This is a genomic window from Halomonas sp. 18071143, assembly GCF_019211725.1.
Taxonomy (GTDB): domain Bacteria; phylum Pseudomonadota; class Gammaproteobacteria; order Pseudomonadales; family Halomonadaceae; genus Vreelandella; species Vreelandella stevensii.
The window spans coordinates 1,199,611-1,211,837 of the sequence record NZ_CP078120.1; the positions used below are offsets into that span (position 1 = coordinate 1,199,611).

General features: G+C 63.0%; 11 protein-coding genes. 8 read left to right on the plus strand and 3 right to left on the minus strand.

All coding sequences use genetic code 11. The annotated features are described in order from the left end of the window. Window positions 1-1,730 precede the first annotated feature (1,730 nt). From dsbG to KVY02_RS05670, 3 genes are all read right to left on the minus strand, one after another. Window positions 1,731-2,513 (minus strand): thiol:disulfide interchange protein DsbG, encoded by a 783-nt coding sequence (gene dsbG, locus KVY02_RS05660; RefSeq protein ID WP_218314691.1) that lies wholly within the window; start codon window positions 2,511-2,513, stop codon window positions 1,731-1,733. Between the two features lie 64 nt (window positions 2,514-2,577). Beyond that, on the minus strand, window positions 2,578-3,393 hold the full coding sequence (locus KVY02_RS05665; protein ID WP_016913289.1) for a TlpA family protein disulfide reductase: 816 nt from the start codon (window positions 3,391-3,393) through the stop codon (window positions 2,578-2,580). 101 nt (window positions 3,394-3,494) lie between these two features. Then, entirely contained in the window at window positions 3,495-5,258 is a 1,764-nt protein-coding gene (locus KVY02_RS05670) for a sugar phosphorylase (protein WP_218314692.1), read from the minus strand. 282 nt (window positions 5,259-5,540) lie between these two features. Here KVY02_RS05670 and nrdR point away from each other — a divergent pair, with 282 nt between their 5' ends. The 8 genes from nrdR (at window position 5,541) to KVY02_RS05710 (ending at window position 12,224) form a co-directional block, all read left to right on the plus strand. Next, on the plus strand, window positions 5,541-6,053 hold the full coding sequence (gene nrdR, locus KVY02_RS05675) for a transcriptional regulator NrdR (RefSeq protein ID WP_081193629.1): 513 nt from the start codon (window positions 5,541-5,543) through the stop codon (window positions 6,051-6,053). Then, entirely contained in the window at window positions 6,050-7,201 is a 1,152-nt protein-coding gene (gene ribD, locus KVY02_RS05680) for a bifunctional diaminohydroxyphosphoribosylaminopyrimidine deaminase/5-amino-6-(5-phosphoribosylamino)uracil reductase RibD (protein ID WP_218314693.1), read from the plus strand. The genes nrdR and ribD overlap by 4 nt, the downstream gene beginning before the upstream one ends. 72 nt (window positions 7,202-7,273) lie before the next feature. Then, the gene (gene ribBA / locus KVY02_RS05685) at window positions 7,274-8,440 is read left to right on the plus strand and encodes a bifunctional 3,4-dihydroxy-2-butanone-4-phosphate synthase/GTP cyclohydrolase II (RefSeq protein ID WP_016913293.1); all 1,167 of its coding nucleotides are present in this window, start codon (window positions 7,274-7,276) and stop codon (window positions 8,438-8,440) included. A 4-nt stretch (window positions 8,441-8,444) separates the two neighbouring features. Further along, entirely contained in the window at window positions 8,445-8,933 is a 489-nt protein-coding gene (ribE, locus tag KVY02_RS05690; RefSeq protein ID WP_016913294.1) for a 6,7-dimethyl-8-ribityllumazine synthase, read from the plus strand. Then, on the plus strand, window positions 8,930-9,433 hold the full coding sequence (gene nusB / locus KVY02_RS05695) for a transcription antitermination factor NusB (RefSeq protein ID WP_016913295.1): 504 nt from the start codon (window positions 8,930-8,932) through the stop codon (window positions 9,431-9,433). Before ribE ends, nusB begins: the two co-directional genes overlap by 4 nt. 34 nt (window positions 9,434-9,467) lie before the next feature. Further along, window positions 9,468-10,445, plus strand: coding sequence for a thiamine-phosphate kinase (gene thiL, locus KVY02_RS05700; RefSeq protein ID WP_218314694.1), 978 nt, complete (start codon window positions 9,468-9,470; stop codon window positions 10,443-10,445). After that, window positions 10,442-10,915, plus strand: coding sequence for a phosphatidylglycerophosphatase A family protein (locus KVY02_RS05705; RefSeq protein ID WP_100731828.1), 474 nt, complete (start codon window positions 10,442-10,444; stop codon window positions 10,913-10,915). The genes thiL and KVY02_RS05705 overlap by 4 nt, the downstream gene beginning before the upstream one ends. A 55-nt stretch (window positions 10,916-10,970) precedes the next feature. Next, on the plus strand, window positions 10,971-12,224 hold the full coding sequence (locus tag KVY02_RS05710) for a DUF945 family protein (RefSeq protein ID WP_218314696.1): 1,254 nt from the start codon (window positions 10,971-10,973) through the stop codon (window positions 12,222-12,224). Window positions 12,225-12,227: the final 3 nt, after the last annotated feature.

A 12,227-nucleotide genomic window follows, 5' to 3' on the forward strand; every position in this document is an offset into this window, starting at 1 on the left:
ACCGCGCTACGGTATGTCGCCAACATTGGGTATGGGGGGCACGGGCACGGATACCCCCGTAGCGCGGCGTAACGATTGAGCGAGAGCAACGAGCGAAAGAGGCACCCGCGGAGGCGGCGCCAGCCGCCCTGATGGTGCCACAGCACCCAAAGCACCCAAAGCACCCACAGCATCCACAGCATCCACAGCATCCTCGAATGACAACATGCCACCGCCACCCTCATCGGCAACGCTTTCCGCGTTGCTTCGCGGGTGCGCTCCGCTTACGCCGCGCTACGGTATGTCGCCAACATTGGGTATGGGGGGCACGGGCACGGATACCCCCGTAGCGCGGCGTAACGACTGAGCGAGAGCAACGAGCGAAAGAGGCACCCGCGGAGGCGGCGCCAGCCGCCCTGATGGTGCCACAGCACCCAAAGCATCCTCGAATGACAACATACCACCGCCACCCCCGGCGCCCTCATCGGCAACGCTTTCCGCGTTGCTTCGCGGGTGCGCTCCGCTTACACCGCGCTACGGTATGTCGCCAACATTGGGTATGGGGGGGCACGGGCACGGATACCCCCGTAGCGCGGCGTAACGACTGAGCGAGAGCAACGAGCGAAAGAGGCACCCGCGGAGGCGGCGCCAGCCGCCCTGATGGTGCCACAGCACCCAAAGCACCCAAAGCACCCACAGCATCCACAGCATCCACAGCATCCACAGCATCCTCGAATGACAACATGCCACCGCCACCCCCGGCGCCCTCATCGGCAACGCTCTCCGCGTTGCTTCGCGGGTGCGCTCCGCTTACACCGCGCTACGGTATGTCGCCAACATTGGGTATGGGGGGCACGGGCACGGATACCCCCGTAGCGCGGCGTAACGACTGAGCGAGAGCAACGAGCGAAAGAGGCACCCGCGGAGGCGGCGCCAGCCGCCCTGAGGTGCCACAGCATCCACAGCATCCTCGAATGACAACATGCCACCGCCACCCCCGGCGCCCTCATCGGCAACGCTTTCCGCGTTGCTTCGCGGGTGCGCTCCGCTTACACCGCGCTACGGTATGTCGCCAACATTGGGTATGGGGGGGCACGGGCACGGATACCCCCGTAGCGCGGCGTAACGACTGAGCGAGAGCAACGAGCGAAAGAGGCACCCGCGGAGGCGGCGCCAGCCGCCCTGAGGTGCCACAGCACCCACAGCATCCTCGAATGACAAAGCGCCATCAGCCACCCCCGGTGCCTTCATCGGCAACGCTCTCGCGTTGCTTCGCGGGTGCGCTCCGCTTACGCCGCGCTACGGTATGTCGCCAGCATCACCCCATACGTCAAATCGCGGCACCCCCGTAGCGCGGCGTAACGATTGAGCGAGAGCAACGAGCGAAAGAGGCACCCGCGGAGGCGGCGCCAGCCGCCCTGATGGTGCCACAGCACCCACAGCATCCTCGAATGACAACATGCCACCGCCACCCCCGGTGCCCTCATCGGCAACCCTTTCCGCGTTGCTTCGCGGGTGCGCTCCGCTTACACCGCGCTACGGTATGTCGCCAACATCAATCCCAATACGTCACCACGTCAAATCGCGGCACCCCTGTAGCGCGGCGTAACGATTGAGCGAGAGCAACGAGCGAAAGAGGCACCCGCGGAGGCGGCGCCAGCCGCCCCGATAGCGCCACGGTCATTACCCCAGCACGATATCGCTAAAAGCCACAGCCACCTTGGGCGTGGTGGCTAGTCTGGCCTCCATGCTTACGGTGCTTCGCTGCCCATCATGTCCAGAAGGCGGGCTTCGTTGGGCATGCCTTGGATGCGGTCGATGCGTAGCAGGCCTGTGTCGGTTTCGCGTTGGTAGGCGCTGGTGGGGGTGGCGTACAGTCCCAGCTCATCGAAAAGCTGGTTATTGGCATAGACCTGTTCTTCGATATCGCGAGGTTGCGCACTGGCGCTCAGGGATTCGCCGTCGCTGTGGCGGTGCAGGGCCTCGGCGGGGTCGTCGGCACCGAGGAGGGTGGCGGCGAGGGCGGGACTATTCGGCGCCAGAATGCCTACCATGATGTGGCGTAACTGAACTTCGCCTGCTTCCACCCAAGGGCGCGTCTGTTGCCATAGCTGGCGGCAGTAAGGGCAGTTGGCGTCGGTGAAGGTGTAAATCACGCGGGGGGCGTCCGGGTTGCCGTCCTGAATCCAGTGACTCTCTTCCAGCAGTTGCCAGGTTTCGGCTTCGAGCGGGACGCGCACATGTTCGTCCAGCTGCGCTTCGGTCAGGTCATTGCCCGCGCTGTCCATCAGTGTGCCGACAATGGCGTGTTCGCCGTCGGCGGTCAGGTAGATGGCCATGTCCTGGCCTTGCACGCTGGCGCCGTAGCCGCGCATACCGCCGGGGGCCTCGAATTGCCCGTGAATGCTGATGCCCTGGTCGGCCAGGGCTTGCACCGGGGCGGGTAGAACATCGGCCTGGCTGGTAATGGCAAAGCCGCTCAACGCAGCCAGCAGGGTCAGACGGCCCGTCTGAATGGGAAACATCCGTTGCATCACTTTATCCTCAAATAGGCCGCACTCGCGGCAGCGGGTAACTCATGATCACGCTGTAGAAGGCTTAACGAATACGTGATAGCCCATCGTTCAGGGTGGCTCGGGAAAGCTCGCCAAAGTGGGTGCTGACCAATTGGCCCTGGGCGTCATAATAAAGCGTGGTGGGCATGGCGTGGGCACCTGTCACTTGACCCAGCGCATTGCGCGGGTCTTGCCAGACGTTGTCGAGCTGAAAGCCATGTTCTGCCATGAAGCGGTTGATCTGTGGAAGACTCTCCCCCTGATTGACGAACACGAACGTCACGTCCTGCTCCTGCTGCTGAGCCGCTTCGAAGACCGGCATTTCGCGAATGCAGGGCGGGCACCAGCTGGCCCACAGGTTCACTACCATGGGTTGGCCCTGTTGCTGAGCCAGCTCCGGCAGGCTGATGGGGGTGTCTTCCAGGGTGCTGAGCGGGGTGGTGGGCAGCGGCCGGGTCTGCTGTTCGATGAGCAGGGTGCTGCCCAGCGTGACGCCCCACACCAGACCGCCGGTGAGCATGGCCGCGCCCAGCGGCGCGCGTTGACGCGGCGAGCGCCACAGTGCCCAGACGCCATACCCTATCCCGGCCAATGCACCGGCCAGCAGATCAAAACCACCGTCACGAATATCCAGCCGCGCGAGCAGGCCGTCGTATTCCCCCCAGTAACGCACGACGAATACCAGCCTGGCCGCCAGCAGGGCGACCATCAGCAGGGTAAACAGGGTATCGCTGACCGAAACCTGCTGGCGCCTGCCCAGCAGGGCGCCTACCAACAGGGCGAGTAAGAAGGCAAAACCGATGATCAACTGATGCAGGCTGAATCCCATGGGGCCAATGGCCAGGCTTTGTTGCAACATAAACGCTCACGTATCCACCGTCGAATTGGATGGACAGTGTCGCAGGACAGGATTATTAAAGGATTATCTTGTTCTGTCCTGAGACGTTATGTCGCAAGGCGTCAGGCGTTAGCCACCAGCCAGAGCACGGCATAGGGGGGCAGGGATGCCAGCGGGTGAAGCGAAGACGAGGTGTCCAGCGGCTGCCAGGCGTGCTGCTGCAGTCGCTGAGTCAATGCCTCGCCGCCCTGGTCGAGGGCTATGCGGCGGTCGGTGACGTTGAACAGGGCCAGCAAGCGTCGGCCATCGGCCAGCGGACCGCGCTCGATGGCCAGCAGCTCTGCTGGCGTGCTGATGACCTGCTGGGGTACGTTGGGGTGAAAGCAGGGCTCCTGACGGCGAAGGTCCAGCAGCCGACGCAGGGCATGGAAGACATCGTGGGTCGGGGTAGAGGGGCTTTCCAGCAGCAGCTCCAGTTCGTCCAGCGGCCAGCGACGCCGGTTGATGGAGCGCAGCCGCCCGCTGCGCTCGACACCTTCGACATCGTTGAGCGTGCCGGTCAAGGTGTGCAGGTAGAGCGCAGGAATGCCTTGCAGGCTGAGCATGATGGCCTGACTGCACAGGAAGCGCGCAATTTGCCAAGGGTCGGGGCCGCGCCGGGTGCCGCGCATGGCCTCGAACCAGGTAATGTTGATTTCGTAGGGTGTGTCGCTGCCGTCCGGGTTGCTGCGCATGCTGACGAAGCCACCGAAGCGGTGCATCAGCTCCAGCAGGGCGTCCCGTTCGTGGTCCGGCAGCAGGCCCTCCAGCGGGCGTACCCCGATGCCATCGTGGCTGGCGGTAAAGTTGAGGTAAGTGCAGTGTTCAGGCAGCACCGGCAGGCTGGATAGCCAGCTTTGCAGTGTGCTGGCCTCCCCACGGGTGAGGGTGTGCAGCAGCAGCGGGGGCAGCGCGAACTGGTACACCATGTGCGCTTCGTCCGGCGGGCCTTCCGCCAAGCGTTCGAGACCGAAATAGCTGATGTTTTCGGCATGGGGCACGTTGGTTTCGGTGATGATCAAGGTGCCGGGAGCGATCTCATCGACGATGGCGCGTAGCAGGCGTACCACAGTATGGGTTTCGGGCAGGTGAATACAGGCCGTGCCCAGCCGCTTCCATAGGAATGCCACGGCATCGAGGCGAATGATTCGCACTCCCTGCTGCAGGTAAAACAGCAGGATGCCGACGAATTCCAGCAGGACATCCGGGTTCTCGAAATTCAGGTCGATCTGGTCTTCCGAAAACGTGGCCCACAGGTGGCGGGTGCCCCGGCGGGTGGAAACAGGCACGAGCAGCGGACTGCTGCGTGGCCGCGTGACCTGGGAAACATCGGTATCTGGGTCCACCTCGATAAAGTAATCCCGCCCCGGCAGGCTGCCGGTCAGATAATCCACGAACCACAGCGATTCACGGGAAACATGGTTGAGCACCAGATCGCCCATCACGTCATAGTGGCTGGCCAGGTCACGAATATGCGACCAGTCCCCCAGTTCAGGGTTGACCTCTCGGTAATGGATGACCGAAAAACCGTCGTCGCTGCTCCAGGGGAAAAAGGGCAAGACATGCACCCCGCTGATCGTCTCCCCCAGGTGGCGCTGCAGAAAGTGGTTCAGTACGCCCAGTGGGGGCGTGCCGTCTGCCACGATGGAGTCACCATAGCTGATGACCCACTGATCCTTTTCGCTCCATGTTGGTGCAATGCCGCTCTGCTCAGCAGATAAAGGCGCCGCTGGAAGCAGCGGTCGGAAGTGGGCCAAATGCTGTTCGAGGCGCCGCTGTACCTCTCCTGCGCGCTCGCCGTACAGGTGGGTCAAGTAATGCTGTAGCCTGAGCTCAAATGCCGTCATGGGTGCCTCCTTTCAATCAACCTTCGACAAACGCTGCAGCTTGTGTGCCAAATCGTTACAATATAGGAGAATACTGTGCGAAATGACGTACAAGTCATGAGTACGCCTGCTTTTGCAGGCACGACAATCGGTAGTGGGATGGTTTACCCAACGATCCTTGAAGAGTTCTTAAAATAGCTTACAAAACAAGAGATAGCAGGCGGCCTGTTGGCACGGCTGGTATCTACGGGGCTGACACGCTGAGCGCACTTGAGGGTGCGTGCCGACAATAGGTTGACTGCCATGCATTGTCCTTTTTGTGGTGCAAACGATACGCGAGTAACGGATTCACGCCTGGTGGCCGACGGTGACCAGGTGCGTCGCCGTCGCCAGTGTGCAAGCTGCCATGAGCGCTTCACGACCTACGAAACGGCGGAGCTGATCATGCCCAGGGTGGTGAAGTCGGATGGCTCGCGGGAGACTTTCAGCGAGGCCAAGTTAAGGGCTGGCATGCTGCGGGCGTTGGAAAAGCGCCCGGTCAGCGCGGAAGCCATCGAAGCCGCCGTGGAGCGTATCCGCCAATCCCTGCGTGCCCGCGGTGACCGCGAGGTGAATGCCCGTGACGTGGGCGAGGCCGTCATGCAGGCGCTACGCAGCCTGGATCAGGTGGCGTATATTCGCTTTGCGTCGGTGTATCGCAAGTTTCAGGATCTGGACGAGTTTCGGGCTGAAATCGACCGGCTGTCTCAGGAACCTGCTCAAGCGCCTGGCGATGACGCTGCCAGTGGGCCCGCGTCGAAAGAGGCTGAAGGATGAGCCTGTTCTCTGTTGCAGACCACCGTTTCATGGCCCGCGCCCTGAAACTGGCCCGCCACGGCCTGTATACCACGGACCCCAATCCCCGCGTGGGGTGCGTCATCGTCCGCTACGATCGTTCGGCCGAAGGGCAGGTCGTGGGCGAAGGCTACCACTTACGCGCCGGTGAGCCTCATGCCGAAGTGCATGCGTTGGCAGCTGCAGGGGAACAGGCCCGTGGGGCCACGGCCTATGTGACGCTGGAGCCCTGTTCCCATACCGGGCGTACCGGCCCCTGTGCCGTGGCGCTGGCCAATGCCGGTGTAGGGCGCGTGGTAGTGGCCATGGGGGACCCCAATCCGCAAGTGAGTGGGCGGGGGATAGAGCATTTGAGAGCTGCCGGTATCGAGGTTCACGTGGGCCTGCTTGAGCAGGATGCACGGGCGCTCAACCCCGGGTTCGTGTTGCGCATGCAGTCACGGCGTCCGTTGGTGCGCTTGAAAATGGCGATGAGCCTGGATGGTCGAACGGCCATGGGCTCAGGGGAGTCGCAGTGGATCACCGGCCCGCAGGCGCGCACCCAGGTGCAGCGCCTGCGGGCACGCTCCAGCGCGATCCTTAGCGGTGTGGAGTCCATGATCATGGACGATGCGCGGCTAACGTTGCGGCCCGAACAGCTGGCGCTGCCCCAGGCCGATGAGATCGTGCTGCGCCAACCGCTGCGGGTCATTCTGGATTCTCGGTTGCGGCTGCCGCTGGCGGCGGCCTGCCTGCGTGAGCCGGGGCGCACGCTGATCATCACCACCGAGCAGCACAGCCCCGACAAGCGTCAGCGACTGGAAGCGGCTGGTGCCGAGATTCAGGTGTTGCCCAGCGACGCCGGCGGGCGCGTCGAGCTTGCTGACATGCTGCGCTGGTTAGCCGATAATGAGCAGGTAAACGAACTACTGGTAGAGACCGGTGCGACGCTGGCCGGGGCACTGCTGGACGCGCAGCTGGTCGATGAGTTGCAGCTGTTCGTCGCTCCTACACTACTCGGGGGCGATGCCCGGCCGCTATTCGAGTTGCCGGGGATCACCCGAATGGCGGATCAAAAGCGCCTGGTGTTCAAGGAGTTTCGCCAGGTAGGCCAGGACTGGCAGATTATCGCGACCCCCCGGGGCGACTAGCGCAAGCGGCCATAGCAAGGTACCCTGACGCCCGAAATCGCATCCCATGCGACCACTTTTTTTGGAGATTCCATGGCGCACTCCGCTTCTGAGGGCCTGTCCCCTATCGCCGAGCTGGTGGAAGACATTCGCCAGGGCAAAATGGTGATCCTCATGGACGATGAGGATCGCGAAAACGAAGGCGATATCATCATGGCGGCCGAACTGGTCAAGCCAGAGCATATCAACTTCATGGCGCGCTACGCCTGCGGTCTGATCTGCATGCCCATGACCCGAGAACGCTGCGAGCAGCTTAACCTGCCGCTCATGGTGCGCGACAACGGGTCCGGTTTTGGCACCAAGTTCACGCTGTCCATCGAGGCGACCGAAGGCGTGACCACCGGCATCTCTGCCGCGGACCGCGCACGCACGGTGCAGGCCGCCGCTGCGCCCAATGCCAAGCCCACGGATATCGTGCAGCCCGGCCATATCTTTCCGCTGATGGCCGAGCCGGGTGGCGTACTGCGCCGGGCAGGCCATACCGAAGCGGCCTGCGACCTGGCGGCGCTGGCAGGGCTTGACCCCAGCGGCGTGATCTGTGAAATCATGAACGACGATGGCAGCATGGCGCGCCGCCCCGAGCTGGAAGCCTTCGCCAAGGCCCACGGTATCAAGATCGGCACCATTGCCGATTTGATCCACTACCGGATCGTCAACGAACAGACTGTCGACGCCATCGAGACCAGTCGTGTGTCCACGGTGCATGGCGAGCTGGCGCTGCATGTGTTCCGTGACCGTATCCAGGGGGCTCACCACCTGGCGCTGGTGAAAGGCCAGCCCACCGCCGAGCAGCCCACCACGGTTCGTGTACACTTGGCCGATACGCTGCGCGACGTGCTGGGGCTGATGAAAGGCGAGCAGTGCCGCTGGGATGCCCACCGTGCCCTGCGTGAAATCGCCGAAGCGCCCGCCGGTGTGTTCGTCCTGATCGATGACGGGCGCCCCCATCAGGATCTGAAAGATCAGCTGGACATCTTCCTGGATCGGGTACGCCAGCCGCGTACCAACGATTCGGACGGTGCCGGCAACTATTTAACCATTGGTACGGGTTCGCAAATTCTGCGCCATCTGGGCGTCGGCAAGATGCGGCTACTCAGCTCTCCGTGGAAATTCTCGGCGCTTTCCGGGTTCGATCTTGAAGTGGTCGAGCGTCTGGGGCCCAATGACACGGCGTATGAGCCCACTACTCAGCAGGAATAAATCGATGCAATCCCTTTCGCAAGTTGAAGGCACTTTTGTCGACGTCGATGGCCGTTATGTCATCGTGGTGGGGCGATTCAACCATCACGTGGTCGATAGCCTGGTAGAAGGCGCGGTGGATAGCCTGACCCGCCACGGCGTCGATGCCGAGCAAATCCATATCGTTCACGTGCCGGGTGCCTGGGAACTGCCGTTGGCGGTCAAGCGTGTGCTCAGCGTCATGAAGCCGGATGCCGTCATCGCGTTGGGCGCGGTCATTCGTGGCGGCACGCCGCATTTCGAGTACGTGGCGGGCGGCTGCAACACGGCCATCAATCACCTGCAGCTGGAATTCGACACGCCGGTCGCCAACGGCGTGCTGACCGTGGAATCCATTGAACAGGCCATCGAACGAGCGGGCACCAAAGCAGGCAATAAAGGCACCGAAGCCGCCATGGCCGCCATGGAAATGGTGTCGCTGCTGCGCGCGCTGCCCGCAGGAGATACCCAATGAGCGAGCGACGTGAGCGCAAGTCCTCTGCGGCACAGCAGGGACGCCACGCCGCAAGGGAGTTGGCGGTACAAGGGTTATATCAATGGCACATGACCGGCAAGTCGATCTCGACCATCGAAGCCGAGTTTCGTAGCCAGAAGGCGGACGACGACCTGGAAGACCACGAGAACTGGGTCAAGGTCATGGAAATCGCCGACAAAGCGCTGTTTCATGAGCTGCTGCACAACACGGTGCGCTTCAAAGCCGAGCTGGATCGTGACATTGCACCGCTGCTGGATCGTCGTCTGGAAGACCTGGACGCGGTAGAGCTGGCTATTCTGCGTCTGGGCGCTTACGAGCTCTCGCGCCGCATGGAAGTGCCTTACCGCGTGGTCATTAACGAAGGCGTTGAGCTGGCAAAATCGTTTGGCGCCACCGACGGCCATAAGTACGTGAATGGCATTCTCGACAAGCTGGCCAACCGCTTGCGAAGTGCCGAAGTCAGCGCCCGCCGCTTGTAAGCGGGCGACCTGATCAAGCGTTTAAGGGGCCTTTGTGCTTGCCGAATTTGATTTGATTCGACGTTTCTTCATGTCGCCGCAGGAGGCGAAAGCGACGGATGGCGTTGCCCTGGGATGCGGCGATGACGCCACCTTACTGCTGCCCCAAGCGGGGCAGCAGCTCGTGGTCAGTGTGGACACCTCCGTGGTGGACGTGCATTTTCCCCATGATGCGCCTGCTCATGCGGTCGGCCATCGCGCCCTGGCCGTGGCGCTCAGCGACCTGGCGGCCATGGGGGCACGCTCCCGCTGGTGCTTGATGGCGCTGACCCTCGACCAGCGTGCGTTCCCCGGCAGTGCGGCCGCCGAGGCGTGGCTGTCGGGCTATGCCGATGGCTTCCATGACCTGTGCCGTCGGCATGAGACCACGCTGGCGGGGGGCGATGTCGCCGCAGGAGCGCTGAGCATAGCCGTGACGGTGATGGGAGAAGTGCCTTCCGGTGAAGCATTGACCCGCTCCGGGGCTCGTGTCGGCGATGTGATTGCCGTCACGGGCGCTTTGGGCGGTGGTGCGGGCGGGCTAGCGCTGTGGCAACAGGGTGAAAGAGACATGCAGCATCCGTTGCTCCAGCGCTATCTGTTGCCCCAGCCACGCCTGGCGGCGGGTGTTGCCCTGCGTGGCCTGGCCAGCGCGGCGCTGGACATCTCCGATGGCCTGCTGGCGGATCTCACGCATCTTTGTGAAGCTTCCCAGGTGGGGGCTGCGCTGGAGGCAGAGCAACTACCGCTGGCGGAAGGGCTGGAAGCCTGTCTGGGCGCGCAAGCAGCCCAGCGGGCAGCGCTTTCCGGAGGCGACGACTATGAGCTGCTGGTCACGCTGCCCCCTGCGCACGTTTCCCAGGCCAGGCAACGGCTGGCAGAGCAGGGGACCGCGCTCAGCGTGATTGGCCAGTGCACCGATGCGCCTGGCATTACCGGCGTGGCGCCGGTGGCCGAGTCTGGCTGGCAGCACTTTCGTGGGGGTGTCCAATGAACCGCGCACCGGCTAGCGTCTGGCGACGCCCCACCCACTTCTTCGCCTTTGGCTTGGGGAGTGGCACGGTGCCCTGGGCGCCGGGCACTTTCGGTACGCTGGCGGCAATTCCCTTCTATTGGATGATGGCGGACCTGCCGCTGGTCTGGTATCTCAGTATCGTGTTCGTGGCCTTCATTGTCGGTGTCTGGCTATGCGATAAAACTTCCCATGATCTAGGGGTGCACGACCACTCCGGCATCGTGTGGGACGAGTTCGTCGGTTACTGGATCACCATGGCCGCGGTGCCCTTTTCCTGGGAAGCTGCCCTCTGGGGGTTCATCGTCTTTCGTATTTTCGATGTGTTCAAGCCCTGGCCCATCCGTTGGGCCGACCGCCGAGTGGCGGGGGGCTTTGGCATCATGATCGACGACGTCATGGCAGGCATCTACGCCTGGAGTACCATGCACTTATGGTTCTGGCTCCACTAGTCGACGCCCGATAGCAGGCGCTGCGCTTTGTCAGGAGGCCATACAAGGAGATAGCATGCGCAAGGAACGTTTAATCGTGCCTATCCTCTCGGTGATTGCCGTGATATGGATGGTCGCGCAACTGCTATCGAGCATCCTGTTCGAACGGAGCCTGCGTCAGGGGCTGGAAGACCTGGAAGCCCGAGGTGAATGGCGGGTAGAGCGCCTGGATAGCCGTCAGGGCTGGTTGACATCACGCGGGCAACTGGTGCTGTCGCCCTTATTGGGCCGCCCTTGGCAGTTGGAGCTGACCTACGACGCCCGCCATGGATTGCTGTCTACCGATGTGCAGGGCACTCTGCTACCCCGGCTGGACAATGTGCTGCAAAAGGCCGTGGGCGATGTGTCTGCCCCCTCCGTGCCGCGTTGGCAGGGTCGCTATCAGACGCTGAGTGGTCGCACCGAGCTGCGGCTGGCGCTGGCCCCCTTCGTGATTCAGCAGAATGGCCGTGAGTTGGAGGTGCGGGGGGCTCGCGTGCGCCTGGAGGGCATGTTTGGCGACTGGCGCTTGCGGGGGTTGTTCGATCAGTTGACGCTGACCGATGGCTTGTCCCAATTGACGCTGGGGCCCACCACCCTGGAAAGCCGCTACACCTACATCGACGATGCCTACCACTTCACCCAGCGTGACCACCTGCGCATCGACCGCCTGTCGATGCACTACCCCGCCTACGATATCCAGATCACCCCGCTGGATCTCTACAGCCAGATGACGCTGGATGAAACCGAGCTGAGCATTCAGGGAGAGCTGGTGCTGGGCGAGGTGCTGGTGCCTAGCGAAGCGCCGGAGACACCGCTGCTGAGCGGTCGTGTCGCGGCCGAACTGTCGCGGCTGAACGGTGATGCCATGCGTCAGGTGATTCGTCGGCTGCGCCAGGAAGCTGCCTGGGGGGATACCGCGCTGCCCATGGCCGAAGGCCTGCTGGCGCGGCTGGAACCTGATCTGCTGCAAGTATTGAGCGACTCTCCGCGGCTCGATGTGACCACCATCGAGCTCGATAGCCCGCTGCTCGGCCTGCAAGTTGCCGCAGACGGGGCGCTGTTTTTCGACGGTCGACAGCTGGATAGATTGCGCGTCGTCTCGCTGAACAAGCCCGAGGAGCAAGCGCGCTGGCGGGCACGTATCGACGGCGACTTCATCTGGCACGACGCCCCTACCGTAGCGGCCCTGTGGCTGGGGTTGCCCCTCGGTACCCGGGAGCTGCAGTTCGACGTGGTGCGCGGCGTCTGGCGCGTCAATGGTCGTCCCATGCCGACACTGTGGCCGTAACGT